Source organism: Methylobacterium sp. UNC300MFChir4.1, from assembly GCF_900110155.1.
Classification (GTDB): Bacteria; Pseudomonadota; Alphaproteobacteria; order Rhizobiales; family Beijerinckiaceae; genus Methylobacterium.
The window spans coordinates 105,378-124,447 of record NZ_FOCS01000011.1 but is presented as its reverse complement, the minus strand read 5'-3'; the positions used below and the strand labels follow the sequence as shown (position 1 = coordinate 124,447).

Genomic DNA, 19,070 nt, shown 5'->3' with positions numbered 1-19,070 from the left:
AGCGAGAACCCACAGATGAATGCGACCGAAGATCTGACGCGACAGGCAGGCCCGCCCGAAGCCCCGACCCGCGTCCCGACCGGCGTCCCGACGCTCACGGTGGCGGAGTTGGAGGCCGACCCGCACGGTGTCTACCGCGCCTGGCGGCCGCGGCTGCCCTTCGTCGGCCACGAGGTCGCGGGCGTCCTCGTCCTCCGCGCCCGCGACGTCGACCTGCTGATGCGCGACCCCCGCGCCCAAGCCACGGAGACGCTCTATCCGGAGTCGCGCGCGATCCCCGAGGGGGCGCTGTTCGACATCTTCGCGCACGGCATGCTCACGGCCAACGGCGCGGTCCACCGCCGGCGCCGCTCGCCCTTCACCCGCACCTTCGCGGCGCGCCTGATCGAGGGCCTTCGGCCCCGGATTCGCGTCGCCGCTGAGGGCCTCGTCCGCGACTGGCTGGGGGACGGGGAGGTCGACCTCGTCGCGCGCTACACCGCGCAGATCCCGGCCCAGGTCATCGCCGACATCCTCGGCCTGCCGCGCGACGACATCCCGCGGTTCACGCACCTCGCCTACGAGGTCTCCCGGGTGCTGAGCTTCACCTTCGGACCGGAGGACATCCCCGATCTGGAGGCGGCGGCGGTCGCGCTGCAGGACTACGTGGCCGGGATCCTCGCCGCGCGCCGGTCGGCGCCCCGCGCCGATTTCCTGTCGCGCTTCCTCGCGGAGACCGAGGCGGCCGGCGAGCTCACGCAGCAGGAGGTGGTGATCCAGCTCGTGCAGATGATCATCGGCGGCACCGACACGACCCGGGTCGCCGGCGCCATGCAGGTGGCGCTGCTGCTGCAGCATCCCGAGCAGTGGGCGGCGGTCAGCCGCGATCCCGACCTGATCCCGGCCGCGGTGGCGGAGTCGCTCCGCTACGAGCCGAGCGCCGGCTCCGCCGGCCGGGTCGCCCGGGAGGACATTCCCCTCGACGGGCACGTCGTGCCGGCCGGGAGCCTGATGCTGCTCTCGACGCTGTCGGCGATGCGGGACGAGACGGTCTACGCGCGTCCCGACACGTTCGACATCCGGCGCGCCGACCTCCCGCGCCTCCATCCGGTCTTCGGCGGCGGCGCGCACCGGTGCATCGGCGAGGCCCTGGCGCGGGTCGAGCTGGAGGAGGGACTGGGCGCCGTGCTGCGCCTCGCCCCGCGCTTGCGCCTGACCGGCGCGATGCCGGTCCTCCGCGGCCACAGCGGCATCCGCCGCATCGACGCGCTGCGGGTCGCCGCCTAGCGCCGTTCCCGACCGGATAGGGACGGCGGCGCTCGCCGAGCCCTTCGCCGCGCGTAGCGAGGTCCCTCTCCCGCACGGGAGGGGGACCAGGGCGCGGCTGCCTCGACAGGATCGCCGCCCCTCCGGACCGCTGCGACCCTGTCGCGCCGTCTCCCGCGCGTCCGACGCGCGCCCGTTGCAGCCGTAGCCGCTTCGGCCCCGCGCCGCAGCGACGCCGTAACGGACCGCCCCCAGCCTCGCTCCCGGACGCCCCGGCGATCGCGCCGCGATCGCGGCGCCCTCACGCCCCCCACGGAAAGGACAAGCGATGAAGGTCCTCCTCTGCTCGACGCCCGCCACGGGCCATCTCAATCCCCTCCTCGCCATCGCCCACATGCTGATCGCGGACGGCCACGAGGTCATGGTCCTCTCGGGCTCGGCCTTCCGCGACCGCATCGTGGCGGCCGGCGCCCGCTTCATGGCGCTGCCGGGCGCGGCGGATTTCGACGGCCGTGACCTCCGCGCGGTCGTGCCCGAGCTGGCCGAGATCGCGCCGGGACCGGACTGGCTGCGCGTCGCCATGGAGCGCGTGTTCGTCGACCGCATCCCCGACCAGGCGCGCGGCCTGCGCGCGGCGCTCCGGGCCTTCCCGGCCTCGCTGGTGATCGGCGACGACATGTTCTTCGGCGCCCTGCCGCTGCTGCTGGGGCCGCGCGCGGAGCGCCCCGCCATCGTCCTGTGCGGCACGTCGATCCTGCACTGCGCGCGGCCCGACCGGGCTCCGGCCTTCCTGGGTCTCCCGCCGGCCGAGACGCCCGAGCAGGAGGCCGCCTACGGCCGCATCGCAGAGGCCTACGAGGCGGCGGTCGACCGGCCGGTCGGGCTGAGCCTCGCCGCCAAGCTGGCGGAACTCGGCCGGGCCGCCCCGCCCTGGCCGCTGTTCGACGCGGTGGTCCGGCTCGCCGACACCTACCTGCAGCTCACCGTCCCCAGTTTCGAGTACCCGTTCCCGCTGCCGCCGACGGTGCGCTTCATCGGGGCGCTGCCGATCGTCCCGGGGCAGGCGGCGCTCCCGCCCTGGGCGAGCGACCTCGACGGCGCGCGCAAGGTCGTGCTGGTCACGCAGGGCACGGTCGCGAACCACGATTTCGGCCTGCTCGTCGGCCCCGCCCTCCGGGCGCTGGCCGATGAGCCCGACATCCTGACCGTGGTGACGGGCGGCGGCCGGGGGCTCGACGCGATCCCCGGCCCGATCCCGGCCAACGCGCGGCTCTCGTCCTACCTGCCCTTCGAGTGGCTGCTGCCCCGGGTCGACGCCATGGTGACCAACGGCGGCTACGGGAGCGTGAACCAGGCCCTGAGCCACGGGATCCCCCTCGTCGCCGCCGGCCTCACCGAGGACAAGGCCGACGTGAACGCCCGCATCGCGTGGTCGGGGGCCGGGATCGACCTCGCCGCGAACGACCCGACGCCGGAGGCGATCCGGAAGGCGGTGCGGACCGTGCTCGACGCGCCCGGCCATCGCCGGGAGGCGCGGCGCCTCGCCGCCGAGTTCGCCGCCTACGACGCCAAGGCCGAGATCCTGCGGCTCCTGTCCAGCCACGGCGACCGCGCGCGCAGCGCCGCCTGAGCGTCCGCCGCACCCGGCGTGGGACCGTCCCGGCGGGGACGGCCCCCGCATCCGCGCCCATCACGGCACCCGGTCCGGCGGACCGGGTGCCGTTCGCGTGTCGGGGCGACCATTGGGGCGACTGTCGGGGCGACGGTCGGGGCGACGAGCCCGGACCCGGGTCACGACCGTCCCGGCAACGATCCCGCGCCCGTCCGTCGTTCGCGCCGCATGTCTGCTGTCATTGTTTTCCGAGACGCCGAAATCGCGGTGAAAGATCGGATTTTTACTTCGGACGCTCCACCACGAGGAGCACGAGATCATGATCTCACACCGCACACGGGCCGCCGCAGCCACCGCGCTCGGGACGATGCTGACAGTCCTGGCGGCCCCGACCGCCGCGCTGGCGCAGCCAATCCCGCGCTTCGCGCAGCCCGACGTCCCGAGCGTCGCGGCGATCGCCCGGGCACGCCCGTTCCGGACGGATCTAGACCTCCGCTCCCCCGCCGTGGAGCGGGAGCACTCCCGGGCGCAGCGCATCATCGCCCGCGTCTGCTCGCGCTGCTGATGCCCGCGATGGCGCTGCGAGAGCCCCACGCGGACACGGCGGACGCCTGTTCCGGGCTCGCTGGCGGTGTCGGGCGACGGGCGCGGGCCGTTCCCCTCCGCCGACACCTCGCCGTCGCGGCGGCGGGGCGCGGCCGGCTCCTCGCCGCGGCGCCGCTGCCGCTGCTCCTGGCGCTCGCGGCCACGACGACGCCCGAGCCCGTCACGGTCGGGCTCGGCGGGCTCGCCCTGGCATGGCTCTCGCTGCGGGTGCAGCGCCTGCGCGGCGCCGCGTGCGCCGCGATGCGGCAGCGGAATAACCTCGCGCGCCTGACCGCGCCGACGGTCGCCCGATGGGTCGCCGAGACGGATCGCGCCGCCCGGCGCCCCGGCTGGGAGCAGGAGGCGACGGTGCTCTTCGCCGACATCCGCGGCTTCACCCGCCTCTGCGAGGGCATGGCGCCCGGCGAGGTCGCGGCGTTCCTCGCCGCGTTCCGGTCCCGCGCCGCCCTGCCGATCGAGGCGGCGGGCGGCTTCGTCGACAAGTTCGTCGGCGACGAGGTGATGGCGGTGTTCGGCGTGCCGGACGCGGCGCCCGGGGATGCCGGTCGCGCCGTCGCGGCGGCCCGCGCGCTCGCGGCCGCGATGGCGACCTGGAGCCGGGAGCGCGGGCAGGCCGGCCTGCCACCGGTGCGGGTCGGCATCGGGCTGCATCGCGGCCCGGTCTTCATCGGCGTCATCGGGGCGGAGCGGGTCGAGTTCACGGCAGTCGGCGACACCGTCAACGTGGCCCGTCGGCTGGAACAGATGACCCGCGCGCTGCCCTGCGACTGCCTCGCCTCCGAGGCGGTCGTCCGGGCGGCGCCGTCCGGCGGGGCGCGGATCGTGGCTGTCGGGCCCGTGCGCGGCACCCGCACCGTCCTGCGCCTGTTCACCCTCCGGCTCGATCCGGCCGGGACGCGTGCGGACTGAACCGACGCCTCCTGAAGACCCGGCGGGGTAGGGGGCGGCGAATGCGTCCCGTCCCGCCGCCGTTCCGGATGCCCCCCTCAGGCGCGGGGCCGGTCGGCGAGGTCGTCGAGGTCGACGCGCCGGGTGATCCCCAACGCGTCCAGGAAGGCCGCGTCGTGGCTGACGACGAGGAGCGCGCCGTCATAGGCCGCCAACCCGGCCTCGAGAGCCTCGACCGCGTCCAGGTCGAGGTGGTTGGTCGGCTCGTCGAGGATCAGGAGGGGCGGGGGCGCGCGGTTGCCGAGCACGCAGGCGAGGGCGGTCCGGACCCGCTCGCCGCCGCTCAGCGCCGCGACGGGGCGGTCCGCGGCCGCCGCCCGGAACTGGAACCGCGCCAGCGCCGCCCGGCACCCGTTCGCGTCCTCCTCCGGGTTGAGACGCGCGAAGTTCTCCGCCACGGTCCGCTCGCGGTCGAGGAGGTCGAGGCGCTGGTCGAGCAGCGCGGCGCGCACCTCGACCGAGACGCGGCCCGACCACGGGCTGAGGCGGCCGGCGACCAGCGCGAGCAGGGTCGACTTGCCCGAGCCGTTCCGCCCGCGGAGGGCGACGCGCTCCGGACCCGTGACCGCGAGGGACACGTCCCGCAGGACCGGCTGTCCCGGCCGGTAGCCGACCGTCACGTCGGTGAGCGCGAGGACGCGCCGGTCGGCGTGGAGCCCGCTCGGCGGGAGCGCGATCGCGGCCGGCTTCACCGCCGCGATCCGGTCCCGGGCCTCCGCCAGATCGGCCTCGGCGCCGGCGCGCTGGCGCTCGGTAAGGCGCGCGCTCCCGCCCGCCGTCCGCTCCGCGTTGTCCCGGCGAGCCCCGGCCAGGATCCGGGGCAGGTCGCCCTTCGCGGAGCGGCGGTGCCCGGCCGCGTCGCGGCGCTGCTGGCGCTCGACGCGCTCCTGCGCCCGGCGGGCGAGGTCCGTCGCCCGCTTCTCGGCGACCGCGAGGTCGTGCTCGGCCGCGGCGAGACGCGCCGCCTTGGCCTGCCGGAAGGCGTCGAAATTGCCCCGGTAGCGGGTCGCCTCCGCCGGCGCGAGGTCCACGATCGCGTCCATCGCGTCGAGCAGGGCCCGGTCGTGGCTGACCACGATCGCGCCGGCGCGCCACGCCTGCAGAAGTTCCTGGACCGCCCGCCGCCCGTCGCGATCGAGGTCGTTGGTCGGCTCGTCGAGGAGCAGGAAATCCGGCGCGGCAAAGATCGCCGCCGCAAGGGCCGCGCGGGCGCGCTGCCCGCCGGAGAGACGCCGCAGCGGCGTGTCGGGGCCCACCGGCACGCCCATCCGCGCCAGCGCGCCCGTCAGGCGCTCCTCGAGCGTCCAGTCGGCGACGGCGAGCTCGTCGGCCTCCGCCGCACCGGCCTCCGCGCGGCGGAGCAGCGCCAGGCCCGCCGTCGCGCCGAACAGGTCGGCGACGGTCTCGTCGGCGGTCGGGCCCGCGAACTGGCGCAGCAGGGCGACCGTGCCGTCGCGGTGGATGCTGCCGCCCGTCGGCGCGAGGCGGCCGGCCAGGAGGTTCAGGAGCGTGCTCTTGCCGGCGCCGTTGCGGCCGACGATGCCGGTCCGCTCCTGCCCGAAGCTGGCGGTGATGCCGGAGAGGACGGCGCGCCCGTCAGGCGCGGTCCACGCGAGGTTCAGGAGGGCGAGCTGTGCTGGCATGCGGAGAGACGGTCCTGGCGGCAAGGCGGGGCGGCGTTGCAGTCAGGGTCAGTCTCATCGGCGTCTCGGCTCCGGCGGGGGGCCTCCGTAGCGCCGGTCGCGGCCTCTCGCAACGCCGCGGCCGTCGCTTTTTGCGGCGGGATGTCACAAACCGGGATGCTGCATCGTCCTGTCGCCGACCGGGACGCCGGAGCGGCAGGGTGCCCCTCGGCCCGGTCCGCGCGGGAGACAGACGTCATGAAGATCGTGGTGATCGGCGGCAGCGGGTTGATCGGCCGGCATCTGACGGCCGAGCTGGAGCGCGCGGGCCATGAGGCCGTCCCCGCCTCCCCGAGCACGGGCGTCGACGCCGTGACCGGCGCCGGCTTGGCCCAGGTTCTCGTCGGCGCCGACACCGTGGTCGATGTGGCGAACGCGCCCTCCTTCGAGGAGGCGGCGGTGCGCGACTTCTTCGAGCGCTCGAGCCGCAACCTCCTCGCCGCCGGCCGGCAGGCGGGCGTCAAGCACCACGTCGCCCTCTCGATCGTCGGCGCGGACCGCGCGGACGGCAACGGCTACTTCCGGGCGAAGGTCGCGCAGGAGCGGCTGATCGCGGCGTCGGGCCTTCCCTACACCATCGTCCGCGCCACCCAGTTCTTCGAGTTCGTCGCGACGATCGCCGAAGCCTTCGCGGTCGGGGACCGGATCCTCGTGCCGGACGCGGATTTCCAGCCTATCGCGGCGGCGGACGTGGCCGCGGCGCTCGCCGCGGTGGCCGTCGGCGCGCCCGCCGACGGGACGATCGACGTCGCGGGGCCGGAGCGGCTGCCGTTCCGGGCGTTCGTCGCCCGGCGCGTGGCCGCCGCCGGCGACGGCCGCGCGGTGACGGTCGACGCCGCGGCCCGCTACTTCGGTGCCGCGCTGGCGCGAGGCTCCCTGGTCCCCGACGACGCGGCCGCGGCCCGCCTCGGGGGTACGCGCTTCGAGACCTGGCTCGCGACGGCATGACGGGCCCCGACCTTCCCCGCGGGCGGGCTCCGCCCCGACGCGATCAGGCCTCCGGTTCGGTCATGCCGCCGGGGCACGGGGACGGGACCGCCGCCTTCGAGGCCCACCGTCCCCGGCTCCTGCGCATCGCCTACCGCATGCTCGGCTCGCGCAGCGAGGCCGAGGACGTCGTGCAGGACGCGTGGCTGCGCTGGGTCGCGGCGGACCGGAGCGGGGTCGCGGCGCCCGACCGGTTCCTCGCGCGCGTCGTGACGCGCCTCTGCCTCGACCAGATCAAGTCGGCGCGCGCGCGCCGGGAGAGCTATGTCGGCCCCTGGCTGCCGGAACCGCTGATCGAGCCGCTGGTCGAGCCGGGGACGGACGGCGTGGACGGCGTGGACGAGGACGACCTCACGCTGACGCTGATGCTCGCGCTCGAGCGGCTGTCTCCCTTGGAACGCGCGGCCTTCCTGCTCCACGACGTGTTCGGCCTGCCGCTCGGCGACGTCGCGGAGACGCTCGGGCGGGCGGCGCCGGCCGTGCGCCAGCTCGCGGCGCGCGCGCGCCGGAACGTCCGGGCCGCGCGCCCGCGCTTTCCCGTGACCCGCGACGAGGGCGAGCGCGTCGCCCGGGCGTTCTTCGACGCCTCCGCGAGCGGCGATGTCGCGGGGCTGCGGACGCTGCTCGCCGACCGCGTGACGCTCGCCTCGGACGGCGGCGGCAAGGTGCTCGCCTTCGTCAACCCGATCCGGGGGCTCGAGCGCCTGCTCCGGCTCTACGCGGGCGCGCGGCGCAAGTGGGGCGACGGCCGGGCGGCGCTGATCGGGTTCGTGTGGATCGACGGGCTTCCGGGCTATGTCACCCGCGAGCGCGGCGGCCTCCTGCAGACGACGGCCCTCGCGATCGAGAACGGCCGGATCGACGCCATCTACATCACGCGCAATCCCGACAAGCTCCGCCACGTCGCGCGCGCCGTCGCGGCCGGCCCGGGACCCGGCGACGCGGCCGGGCCTGCGGCGCGCCGGTCTTGACGATCCGCCCCGCGGCGCGGCTTGCATGGCGCGCGGCGGGCCCTCGCGGCGCCGCTGGTGAAACGACCCACGCGGACTGATCAACCATGCCGGCGCGCCCGCTCGTCCTGTTTCCCGATCCCCGCTTGACGCGCCCGGCCGAACCGGTCGACGCGTTCGACGCGGCCCTGCGGGCCCTCGCCGACGACGTCCGGGACACGCTCATGGCCGAGAGCGCCATCGGCCTGACGGCCCCGCATATCGGCGTCCCCGCGCGCCTCGTGGTGGTGCGGATGTCGCCGGACGAGAGCGCCCGCGTCTACGTGAACCCCGTCGTGTCCTGGGCGTCCTCCGACTCGGAGGTCCACGACGAGGGCAGCGTCAGCATGCCGGGGGTGCGCGAGCGGGTCACCCGGGCCGCCCGCATCCGCCTGAGCTACCGCGACCTCGACGGGTCCGCCCACGAGGAGGAGACCGAGGGCTTCCCGGCCGCGGTCCTCCAGCACGAGATCGACCAGCTCGACGGCGTGTTCTGGATCGCCCGCCTGTCGCGCCTGAAGCGCGAGCGACTGCTGAAGCGGTTCGGGAAGGGCCGGCCCGCCTGATCCGGTCGGGGCTCGCAGCGGGCGTCGGCTTCCCGCCGCGGCGCGCTGGCAGAGCCGGCGCGGGGCGGGCTACCATGGGCGCGACCTCGCCGACCCTCCGGACTCGTCCCCTCTGAACGGACCCTGCGCATGCATCCTGCCGTGGCCGCTGCCAACGCCTTCAGGGCGGTTCATGACGCCGGTCAGGTCCCGGACTACGAGCGCATCCTGCGGCAGGGCTACAGCCGCTTCCTCGCTCCGGGGGATGTCGTCGTCGACGTCGGCGCCCATACCGGGCTCCACCTCGTCGCGTTCGTCGACATCGTCGGCCCGACCGGCAAGGTCCACGCCTTCGAGCCGATCCCGTTCCTGATGAAGGATCTGGTGGGGCGTTTCGGCCGACGACCCGAGGTCGAGCTGCACGACGTCGCCCTCTCCGACGCGGCGGGGCGCACCGATTTCACGGTCGCGAGCGTGCCCGGCGAGAGCGGGCTCCTCGCCCGCTACTTCAGCAGTCCCGCCATCACGTCCAAGACCATCAAGGTCAGGACGGAGAGGCTCGATACCGCCCTCAGTCACGTCCCCGCGGTGGCCTACATCAAGATGGACATCGAGGGCGGGGAGTTGAACGCCCTGAGCGGCGCGGCCCAGCTCCTCCGGCGATGCCGCCCGATCGTCAGCGTGGAGTACGGCTGGGCCGGCTACTCCGCCTACGGGCACGCGCAGGATTCCCTCTACCGGTTCGCCGAGAGCCACGGCTACATCTGCGCGGACATCACCGGAAACCTGATCGACGATGCGAGCACGTGGCTCGCGGTCAGCGACTACGTGACGTGGGATTTCTTCCTCGTCCCGCAGGAGCGTCGAGCCGACTGGGCCGCCCTGTTCGCGCGCCGCCCGGAGCCCGGACCCGCGTGATCCGGACCCGCGTGATATGGACCCGGGCGGAACGGCGCGGCCGGACCGTCCGCGCGGCGGAACAACGGCTCCGCATGGTGCGTTGCACGCTCCCACCTCTAGGCCGTCCGGCGCGGCCAGCCACCCACCGTGCCCAGTCCCGAAGGTCCACCAGGATCGCGCGCAGGGTATCTCAGATCAACCCGCGTGAAGGGTCGTGACCGTGCCGAACTCGCGGCAGCCGTTTCAATCCTCGTCCGCCGCCAGCGCGCCGCTGGCGAGCCTGCGGCGCGGGTCGGGCCAGCTCTTCGAGAGCGAGCGTCGCCTCAACGCGGTCCTCGACAACGCCTCGGTGTCCATCTTCCTGATGGATGACCGCCAGCACTGCATCTACATGAACCGCGCCGCCGAGCAGTTGACCGGCTGGACGCTGCGGGAAGTCCTCGCCCGCGATTGCCCGCTGCACGACATCGTCCACCACACCTACCCGGACGGAAGGCCCTTCCCGCTGGAGGAGTGCGCGATCGACCGCGCCTTCCCGGAGAACAATCAGGAGCGCGGCGAGGAGGTGTTCGTGCACAGGGACGGGCACTTCTTCCCCGTGGCGTTCACTGCCAGCCCGATCCGCGACGACGCGACCAACATCATCGGGACGATCATCGAGGTCCGCGACATCAGCGAGGAGAAGGCGGCCGCCGAGCGCCAACGCCTGCTGATCAACGAGCTCAATCACCGGGTGAAGAACACTCTCGCCACGGTGCAGTCGATCGCCGCGCAGACCTTCCGCGGGCAGACGGACCAGACGACGCGCGCCGTCTTCGACGCCCGGATGGCGGCCCTGTCCAACGCCCACAACGTGCTGGTCGAGGACAATTGGGAGAGCGCCAGCCTGCGCGGCGTGGTCGAGCGCGCGCTCGCCCCCCACCTTTTGGCAGAGGTCGATGCCGGCCGCTTCCGGTTACAAGGGCCGGACGCGCGACTGCACCCTAAGGTGGCAGTGACGCTGGCAATGGCCCTCCACGAGTTGATGACCAACGCGGCGAAGTACGGCGCCCTGTCGACGCCCGAGGGCGGGGTCGCGGTGACCTGGTCCCTTCACGATCGCGATGACGGCCGTCAGCAGCTCGACCTGCTCTGGGAGGAGCGGGGTGGCCCGCCAGTCACGCCCCCGACCCGGAAGGGGTTCGGCTCACGGCTCATCGAGCGGCAATTGCCGCTGGAGTTCGATGGCAGCGCGGCGATCACCTTCGCGCCGGCGGGCGCGACCTGCCAGATGCGGATCCCGCTGACCCGGCTCGGCTGGATCGGCCAGGAGACGGTCGAAGGGCCGCGCGCGCCATGACGCCGCTCGCCGGACGCCGGGTCCTGCTGGTCGAGGACGAGAGCCTCGTCGCCATGCTCGCCGAGGACATGCTGCTCGACCTGGGCTGCGAGGTCGTGGTGGCGATGCGCCTCGAGCAGGCCCTGGCCCATGCCCGGACCGAGGCGTTCGATCTGGCGGTGCTCGACGTGAATCTCGGCGAGGCGCGCAGCTACCCGGTCGCCGACCTGCTGCTGGCGCGCGATACGCCGTTCCTGTTCGCCACCGGGTACGGGCAGCACGGCCTGGACGCCGCCTATCAGGCGGTTCCGGTGCTCCAGAAGCCCTACCAGGCGGCGCCGCTCGAGCATCTTCTGCTGCGCCTGTTGAGCCGTGAGGGGCCGAACCGCACGGGCCCGACCGGCCTGCCACCCGCCTGCCGCTGTCGGGCGTCCGAGCCCGCCCACGGGCAGTTCCGCGCCGATCCGATCCGCTGAGGCGCCCGGGCCGGCGCGGGACCGGAGCGACCGAGTACGGCGCCGACCGGCGCGGAAGGGCACCACCGTGATCGATCTCAACACGGCGACGGCCGAGGAGCTGGACAGCGTTCCGGCACTCAAGGCCCACGGCTTCGAGATCGTGCGCTGCCGGGAGGAGCGCGGCCGGTTCACCAGCCTGCGGCAGGTCGACGAGGTGCCGGGCCTCAGCGGCAAGACCGACGGTGTCGCCGATCAGGTCACGATCGCGGACAGTCCTTAGGGCCGGTCCCGACCGGTCCGGCGCGGATCTCGGTCAGGCCCGAGATCCGTCGGGAGAGGCCTGCTCTCGCGGAGCGCCCGGTCGGGGATCAGGTCCGTCCGGACGAAGCACATCCGGACCCAGCGGCTCTACGGCGCGCTCCACCTCGAAGCGTCCTGCCGCTCCCCAACGCCCTCCCGCACGGGGGAGGGAGCACGGCGCGGCTGACATGCTTTCGCCGCCTGTCCGTGTGATGGGCTGCGCGAGCGGCGTGAAAGCCGCGCGGGTCGACGACGCCCGCGCAAGCCCGAGCTTCGAGAAGCAACGATGGACATGCAGGTCGAGAAAGCCCAGGGCCGGCCTCTGAAAGGCATCGACCGGAATAAGGTGATCGCGCAGTCGCTGCGGCAGTTCGCGCGCCTCCCGGGCCTGCCCGACACCAAGAAGGGCGTGCGCTCGTACCAGAGCCACGTCAAAAGCGACCCCTGGCTGCCGCTCCTGTTCGTCGTCTGCTTCGTCCTGCCGACCCTGGCCGCCGGGATCTACTACGGGCTGATCGCCTCCGACCGCTACGTCACCGAGGCGCGGTTCGCGATCCGGCCGACCATCGGCACCGCCGACAAGGCGACGCCCGACACGGTCGGCACGAATGCCGGTGTGATCAAGGCGACCGTCGCCCAGGAAACGCTCATCGCGCAGGAATACATCCACAGCCGGCCCATGGTCGAAGCGGTCGCGGCGGAACTCCCGATCCGCGCGTGGTTCGGTCGGGACGACATCGACATGTTCTCCCGCTTCAACCCGGAGAAGCCGGTCGAGAAGTTCCTGCGGTACTGGCGCCGCCGGGTCGACGTCGACGTCGAATCGGCGTCCGGCATCATGTCGCTGACCGTCGAGGCCTTCGATCCCGACGAGTCGCTCGCCATCACCAAGGCGGTCATGACGGATACGGAGCGGATGCTGAACGACCTCAGCCTGCCGTCCCGGAAGGACGCCCTCGACGTGAGCACGCGCGTCCTGAAGCTCGCGGAGGAGCGCGAGGCCAAGGCCAACGCCGCCCTGAACGAGCTGCGCAACCGCGAGGGCGTGCTCGACGTCATCAAGTCGAACACCGCCACCATCAAGTCGGTCTCGGAACTGCGGGAGACGCGCACGAAGCTCGCCGTCCAGCTGGCGGTGCTCCAGCGGGACCTCGGCCCGCAATCCCGCAGCATCGTCGACCTGAAGCAGCAGATCGGCGATCTCGACGCGAACATCGCGCGGGTCCAGCAGCAGCTGGCCGGCACCGCGCCGACCGAGAAGCGGCGCCTCTCGGACGCGCTCACGCGGTTCGAGGATCTCGAGCACGAGCGCGAGAATGCCGAGAAGTATCACCGCGACGTGCAGCTGGCTTATGACCGGGCCCGCATCGTGGCCCAGCAGCAGGTCGTGGCCCTGGTGCCGATCGTCGAGCCCATCAAGGCCGGATCCTCGACCGAGCCGCGCCGCATCCTGATGACGAGCATCATCACCGCCGGCGCCGCCGTGCTGTTCGCGGCCGCGATGTTCACCCGCCGCATGCTCATCACCTGATCCCGAGCCGGGTCGGCGCGCGGACGCGGTCGGGACGGTCCGCGGCCCGCCGGCAGCGCCGACGAAAAAGCCCGCCGCGGCGAACCGGGCGGGCTGAGGGAGTGCTTGGGAGGAAGCGCAACCGTACGGCGGGCCCTGCTGGCATACCAGATGCCGAATCGCAGGGCAGGTCTGCGAAATCGGGCGGTCTCCCGATGGAATACTTTTCCTGAACGGTTCGAAGGGCCGGGCCGACGGCCGCCGGGGTCGCCCGCGACGATCCTAGGCGGCCGCCGCCCGGGACCGCGTCCGCTCCTCGAGGCCGCGGATCGTCGCGGCGAGCAGGCTGTCCAGGGCGTCGCACGCGTCCGCCCGCTCGACGCAGGCCGCGTTCCGCGCGTCCTCCTCGATGACGCGCAGCCGCGCCACGAGGACGCGCGCGCCGACATTCGCGCTCATCGACTTGAGGCTGTGCGCGGCCCGGGCGATCGCCGGCTGGTCGGAGGCGGCGAGGGCGGCTCTCAGACCGGCGAGCGCCACCGGCCCCTGCGCCCGATACAAGTCGAGGACGCGGTCGAGGAAGGCGCCGTCCCCGAGGCCGAGCAGCCCGTCGATCACCTCGGCGTCGATGAGGTCGTCGGCGGCGTTCGCGACGGCCGGCGCGGCGAGCGGAGCGACCGGGGCCGGCGTCACGGTATGCGCCGCGGCGGCAGCCGGCGCGACGCGGAGCGCCGGGACCTGCGCCTGCAGCAGGTCGGCGAGTTGCCGCAGCGTGAAGGGCTTCAGGAGCGTCCCGTCCATGCCGGCCGCCGCCGCGGCGTCGGCGGCCTCGCCGAGGACGTGCGCGGTGAGGGCGACGATCGGGACGCGCCCGCCGGTGGCCGCCTCGCGCTGCCGGATCCGCCGCGCGGCCGCGAAGCCGTCCAGGACCGGCATGCTGCCATCCATCAGGATCAGGTCGAAGCGTTGCGTCTCGGCGGCCGCCACCGCCGCGGCCCCGTCCTCGACGGTCACGACATCGGTCACGCCGCAGCGGGCCAGCGCCTCGAGGGCCACCTCGCGGTTGACCGCGCTGTCGTCGGCGACGAGCACCCGCGCGGCCGGGAATCGCGGGAGCGCCTCCTCCGTGCCGGCGGGCGAGGCCGGGGAGTCGGCCGCGGCGAGGGCGTCGCCCGCGGCCAGCGCCGCCAGGACGGGCTGCCACTCCGCCTGGGTCACCGGCCAGCGCAGCACCGCGTCGGCGAGACCGGCGCGGAGCGCCGCGTCGGCCGCGCCGTCGCCCGGTCCCGCGACCGCGAGCACCCGCACGGCCCGGTCCGGCCGGCGGCCCGCCGCCACGAGGGCGGCCGCGTCGCCGATCCAGTGGTCGGCGGCGCTCCCCGGCGCGACCGGCACGAAGCCGGCCGCGCGCAGGCCGGCCGCGAGGGCGGCGCGGGTGGCGGGGCCGGCCATGTCGAGCGCGATCGCGGCCGGCACCGCGTCGCGGCGCCGGACCGGGCAGGCCGGCTCGGCGACCGTGACGGGGATGCGCGCCGAGAAGGTCGAGCCGGCGCCGACGCGGCTCGTCACCGCCACGGTGCCGCCCATCGCGGCGACGATCTGCTGGGCGATCGAGAGCCCGAGGCCGGTGCCGCCGAACCGGCGGGTCGTCGACTGGTCGGCCTGCGAGAAGGCCGAGAAGATCGTCGCCAGCTTGTCCTGCGGGATGCCGATCCCGGTGTCGGAGACGGCGATCACGAGGCACCCGTCGGCGGCATCGACCGTCATCCGGACGGCGACGTGGCCGGCCTCGGTAAACTTCAGCGCGTTCGACACGAAGTTGCTCAGCACCTGTCCGAGGCGGACCGGGTCGCCGAGGATCGCCCGCGGCACCTCCGGCCCGACCTCGGCCGCGAGGTCGAGCCCGGCCGTCCGGGCCCGCTCGGCGAAGAGCGTCACCGCGGTGTCGGCGAGTTCGGCGGGGCTCACGGGCACGCGCTCGAGCTCGAGCTTGCCCGCCTCGACCTTCGCGAAGTCGAGGATGTCGTTGATGATCGCCAGGAGCGACCGGCCGGACCGGGCGATGACCTCGGCGTAGCGGCGCTGGCGCGCCGGCAGGTCGGACCCCGCCAGCAGCTCGGCCATGACCAGGACGCCGTTCATCGGGGTCCGGATCTCGTGGCTCATCGTGGCCAGGAAGGCCGACTTGGCGGCGTTGGCGGCGTCGGCGGCCTGCTTGGCCTCGCTCAGGTCGGCCGTCCGGGCGCTGACCTCCGCCTCGAGGTGGGCGCTGTGGGCGGCGAGGCGGTGATCGCGCTCGTTCACCGCTGAGAGCAGGTCGTTGAAGGTCCGCGCCAGCGCGCCGACCTCGTCGTCGCCGCCCACGGGCGCGCGCTGCGCGTAGTCGTGGCGCAGGCGGACCGCCTCCATGGTGCGGGCGAGGGCGGCGAGCGGGCGCGTGACGCTGCGCTGCAGGTAGAGCGACACGCCGACGCCGATCGCGACGGCGAGCAGCGCCGCCAGCGCGGCGTTCTGCGCGGCGGCCCAGAGATGGCCGAGGATGTCGTCGGTCTCGCCGATCAGCACGACCCGACCGACCGGGACCCCGTTCTCCACGATCGGCGCGGTCGCCTGGAGGCTGCGGGTGGCGAGCAGGTGCAGGAGCGACAGGTCCGCGCCGTCCTGGGCGGCGTCCCGGGTCAGGCGCAGGCCGATCCCCTGCTCGGCGAGCACGGACCCGTCCGGCCGCTCGATCGCCCCGTAGACGATGGACGGCACCTTGCCGATCGCCCGCAGCGACGCGTCCGCCCCGTCGGCGTCGCCCGCCGCGGTGGCCCGGGCGCCCCCATGCGCGAAGACCTGCGCGACGGCCTCCAGCGCCGCCTGCTTGTCGGCGGCGTAGCGGGCGACCTCGCGCCAGACCGACAGGGCCGCCGCCAGGACGAGCGCCGCCGTGACGGCGCCGGTCACCGCCAGAGCCAGCCGGCCCGCCAGGGAGCGCCTCGGCCTCAGCCACGCGAGATGCACGCTCGGCTCCTTCAGGTGGCCCGGTCGGGCCCGATCGCGGGGGGGGGGACGGGGAGGGGCGGTAGGGCGACGGTACCGGGGAGCGGATCAGGCGGCGGCGCGCAGGCAGGTCCGCGCCACCGCGTCCCAGCCCGCGAGGAACGCCTCGACGCAGCGCGGGTCGAAGTGGCGGCCGGCTTGGTCCGCCACGAAGGCCCGCGCCCGCTCGAGCGGCCAGGCCGCCTTGTAGGGCCGCTCGGTCACCAGGGCGTCGAACACGTCCGCCACAGCCACGATGCGGCCCGAGAGCGGGATCCCCTCGCCGCGCAGGCCCTTCGGGTAGCCGGTGCCGTCCCAGCGCTCGTGGTGGCTCTCGGCGATCTCGGCGGCGAGCCGCACGACGTCGGAGGTGCTGCCCTCCAGGATCCGCCGGCCGCGCTCGGCGTGCTTCTCCATCTCGGCGCGCTCCTCGGCGGAGAGCGGTCCGGGCTTGAGCAGGATCGCGTCGGGCACGCCGATCTTGCCGACGTCGTGCATCGTGGAGGCGAGCTTCAGGATCCGGATCTCCTCCGGGCCGAAGCCGAGGTTCCGGGCGATGACGCCCACGTAGCCGGCCACCCGGGCGATGTGGTCGCCGGTATCGGTGTCGCGGTGCTCGGCGGCCCGCATCAGCAGGGCGATGATCTCGCGCTCCCGCGCCTCGATGACGGCGACCGCCGCCGCGACCTCGCGGGCGAGCCACGCGGCCCGGTCCTGCTCCTGCCGGTGGGCCGCGCTGATCTTCATCAGGTTGGTGATGCGCGCCTGGATCTCCACGGGATCGCAGGGCTTGCCGAGGAAGTCGGTGGCGCCGGCACGCAGAGCCTCGTGGCGCAGGCTGCGCTGGTCGAGGCTCGTCACCATCACGATCGGCACGTGCGCGAAGCCCGGGACCGCCCGCGCCGCCGCGATCACCTCGAGGCCCGTCAGGCCGGGCATGTCGTAGTCGGTGACGACGACCCCGATCCGGTCGACATGCGCCCGCAGGAAGTCGAGCGCCGTCACGGGGCACGTGAAGGCGACCGGCTCGCAGTCGGCCACCGGCTTGAGCGCCTGCATGATCAGCAGGTTGTTCATCTCGGAATCGTCGAGGATCAGCGCGAGCACCGTGTCACTCCCAGGCGACGAGTAGTCGACGCAGGATCCGCATCGCGTCCTCCCTACTGGGACAGCAGCAGCTTGCCCGAGAGGGGTCCGACCCCCTTCGGCACCGGCACGCTGGTCCCGTCGTAATTCGCGTTCAGATAGAGGTTCGGGCCCTGGTACAGGTTGACCTGCTGGGCCACGATCACCGTGTAGGCCGACTGGTCGGCGACGGGCTTGTCGGCGTCGATCACCACGCGGCCGGCCGGCAGGTAGAGCGTCCCCAGCATGGTCCGCGCGTTGTCGCTGATGATGCGGTAGGTCCGCATGGGCTTGGTCGCGGCCAGCGGCGGCGGGGTCGGCGGCGGTGGCGGCGGCGCAGGCAGCAGCGGCGTGACGGTCTGGTCCACCAGGCCGGCGAGGATCGCCGCGGGGTCGACGGGATCGCTGACCGTGCGCTCTTCCATCATCAGCAGGCCGGCCATGGGGCCGGTGGTCGGCGCCGACAGGCTGATCGTGGTCTTCTTGTCGAAGAGCAGACCGCCCTTGTTGCCGGTGAAGTAGAAGGCGACGTCGGTCCCCGTCATGGCGGCATTCTTGTCGACGATGAGCGGGCCGTCCTTCATCACGTAGATGCCGGCGCGCAGCGTCACGGAGGCGTTCTTGGTGATGTACAGGCCGCCGCAATAGGTGCCCGGATCGAGGGTGGCGCTCTGGTCGACGAGGTTGCCGGAGGTGTCGCGCTTGCTGTTCGCCGAGGACGGGATCGCCGTGCACGCGCCGACCGGCGGCGCTGCCCGGTCCTTCAGGGGGTCCTGGATCGGCGGGCAACCCGTCTGCGGCGGCGGCGCGAAATTCGCGCGGGCGCCGTCGAAGCCGCCCGCCGTGCAGATCGTCTGCGCCCGGGCATAGGCGCTGTCCTTGCCGACCATGCCGCGCGGGCTCTGCGAGTTGCTGTAGAGCGAGCAATCCTGGGCGGTCACCTCGGCGCTCTTCTCCAGCTCGAACGCGCCGGCGGCGAGGGGGTCCAGCGTCAGGAGGCACAGGCGCATCTTGCCGACGACGCGGACCGTCGAGCGGACCGAGACCTTGACGGTGGGCACCCCGACGAAGCCGCCGAAAGCGAGCTTGACGGTCTCGTCGACCGTCGTGGCGACGCTGGTCTTGTCGTCCGCCACGTCGACCCGGAGGGCGTAGGGACTCTCGGGCCGCGGCGCCGCCTGGGCGTGGACTGTGTCGACCACGATGCTCTTGGCCGCCGCCGAGGTCGAGACGGCGAGCTTGAGGTAGTTGCCGGCCGCGAGGACTCCGGCATCGGCCGCGTTCTGGAGCTGGCTGCGCCGCGAGGCGAGGCGGGCGTAATCGATGCCGCCCCCGGTCAGGCCGAGCAGCACCACGGCGCTCAGGCCGAAGGTCAGGGCGACCGAGCCCGACCGGTCCGTCAGGGCCCGCGGGCCGGCGCGGAGCACTCTCCAGAACAGGGAAATGGACGCGTCTCCCAGGGCGGGACCGGATCGGCGGCTGCGGCGGCACCGGCCACCGGACCGTTGGCCTAAGGCACAGCTCCTAAAAATCCGTGGCGTCCGAGCACCGCGAAGCTATCGCCACGCGATAGAGCCGCCTTTAGCTGTGAACAACTTCTATATGCGGCCGCACAATGCCCGGCACAGTCTCGACGACTGATCGCCTCACCGGCCGGCCGCCGAATGAACACAACAGCACACAACCTCAGGGTGAATTCGCGTCCTCATCACATGTCGCGGCCGCAAAATCTTGCTGAACCCGCAATTTCTACCCAGATTTGAACCGTTTTTAAACGGCCTCATCATAGGGTTATTTTCGTCCGCGCCTCTACGGCCGGAC

The 19,070-nt window shown here is 73.7% G+C and carries 16 protein-coding genes; 12 read left to right on the top strand and 4 right to left on the bottom strand.

Translation table 11 applies throughout. From position 1 onward, the window contains the following. Window positions 1–15 precede the first annotated feature (15 nt). The 4 genes from BMY19_RS16455 (at window position 16) to BMY19_RS16440 (ending at window position 4,372) form a co-directional block, all read left to right on the top strand. On the top strand, window positions 16–1,266 hold the full coding sequence (locus BMY19_RS16455; protein ID WP_100252312.1) for a cytochrome P450: 1,251 nt from the start codon (window positions 16–18) through the stop codon (window positions 1,264–1,266). A 307-nt stretch (window positions 1,267–1,573) separates the two neighbouring features. Further along, window positions 1,574–2,875, top strand: coding sequence for a glycosyltransferase (locus tag BMY19_RS16450; RefSeq protein ID WP_100252311.1), 1,302 nt, complete (start codon window positions 1,574–1,576; stop codon window positions 2,873–2,875). 301 nt (window positions 2,876–3,176) lie between these two features. Further along, a complete protein-coding gene (locus BMY19_RS16445; RefSeq protein WP_100252310.1) occupies window positions 3,177–3,422 on the top strand; it encodes a hypothetical protein in 246 nt (81 codons plus the stop codon). An 8-nt stretch (window positions 3,423–3,430) separates the two neighbouring features. Then, entirely contained in the window at window positions 3,431–4,372 is a 942-nt protein-coding gene (locus tag BMY19_RS16440) for an adenylate/guanylate cyclase domain-containing protein (RefSeq protein WP_100252309.1), read from the top strand. 77 nt (window positions 4,373–4,449) lie between these two features. On the opposite strand, the gene BMY19_RS16435 is transcribed toward BMY19_RS16440, so the two are convergent. After that, a complete protein-coding gene (locus tag BMY19_RS16435) occupies window positions 4,450–6,054 on the bottom strand; it encodes an ATP-binding cassette domain-containing protein (protein ID WP_100252308.1) in 1,605 nt (534 codons plus the stop codon). 237 nt (window positions 6,055–6,291) lie between these two features. Between BMY19_RS16435 and BMY19_RS16430 the strand changes: the two genes are divergently transcribed. From BMY19_RS16430 to BMY19_RS16395, 8 genes are all read left to right on the top strand, one after another. Continuing rightward, complete coding sequence (locus tag BMY19_RS16430) at window positions 6,292–7,041, top strand: SDR family oxidoreductase (RefSeq protein WP_100252307.1); 750 nt, start codon at window positions 6,292–6,294, stop codon at window positions 7,039–7,041. 62 nt (window positions 7,042–7,103) lie between these two features. After that, complete coding sequence (locus tag BMY19_RS16425) at window positions 7,104–8,051, top strand: sigma-70 family RNA polymerase sigma factor (RefSeq protein WP_100252306.1); 948 nt, start codon at window positions 7,104–7,106, stop codon at window positions 8,049–8,051. Window positions 8,052–8,137: 86 nt separating this feature from the next. After that, complete coding sequence (locus tag BMY19_RS16420; protein WP_100252305.1) at window positions 8,138–8,635, top strand: peptide deformylase; 498 nt, start codon at window positions 8,138–8,140, stop codon at window positions 8,633–8,635. A gap of 129 nt (window positions 8,636–8,764) precedes the next feature. Continuing rightward, window positions 8,765–9,532 (top strand): FkbM family methyltransferase, encoded by a 768-nt coding sequence (locus BMY19_RS16415; protein ID WP_020092203.1) that lies wholly within the window; start codon window positions 8,765–8,767, stop codon window positions 9,530–9,532. 202 nt (window positions 9,533–9,734) lie between these two features. Continuing rightward, entirely contained in the window at window positions 9,735–10,853 is a 1,119-nt protein-coding gene (locus BMY19_RS16410; protein WP_100252369.1) for a sensor histidine kinase, read from the top strand. Next, window positions 10,850–11,308, top strand: coding sequence for a response regulator (locus BMY19_RS16405; RefSeq protein WP_091680327.1), 459 nt, complete (start codon window positions 10,850–10,852; stop codon window positions 11,306–11,308). Before BMY19_RS16410 ends, BMY19_RS16405 begins: the two co-directional genes overlap by 4 nt. Before the next feature lie 67 nt (window positions 11,309–11,375). Next, complete coding sequence (locus BMY19_RS16400) at window positions 11,376–11,570, top strand: helix-hairpin-helix domain-containing protein (RefSeq protein WP_100252304.1); 195 nt, start codon at window positions 11,376–11,378, stop codon at window positions 11,568–11,570. A gap of 306 nt (window positions 11,571–11,876) precedes the next feature. Continuing rightward, entirely contained in the window at window positions 11,877–13,121 is a 1,245-nt protein-coding gene (locus BMY19_RS16395) for a KpsE/RkpR family capsule polysaccharide export protein (protein ID WP_020092207.1), read from the top strand. A 261-nt stretch (window positions 13,122–13,382) separates the two neighbouring features. On the opposite strand, the gene BMY19_RS16390 is transcribed toward BMY19_RS16395, so the two are convergent. The 3 genes from BMY19_RS16390 to BMY19_RS16380 all read right to left on the bottom strand — a co-directional run bounded on the left by BMY19_RS16390 (window position 13,383) and on the right by BMY19_RS16380 (window position 18,676). Next, the gene (locus BMY19_RS16390; protein ID WP_100252303.1) at window positions 13,383–16,106 is read right to left on the bottom strand and encodes a hybrid sensor histidine kinase/response regulator; all 2,724 of its coding nucleotides are present in this window, start codon (window positions 16,104–16,106) and stop codon (window positions 13,383–13,385) included. Window positions 16,107–16,193: 87 nt separating this feature from the next. Further along, a complete protein-coding gene (locus BMY19_RS16385; protein WP_020092209.1) occupies window positions 16,194–17,231 on the bottom strand; it encodes an HD-GYP domain-containing protein in 1,038 nt (345 codons plus the stop codon). 53 nt (window positions 17,232–17,284) lie between these two features. Further along, window positions 17,285–18,676: a TadE/TadG family type IV pilus assembly protein gene (locus BMY19_RS16380; RefSeq protein WP_100252302.1), complete on the bottom strand. Its 1,392-nt coding sequence runs from the start codon at window positions 18,674–18,676 to the stop codon at window positions 17,285–17,287. Window positions 18,677–19,070 lie beyond the last annotated feature (394 nt).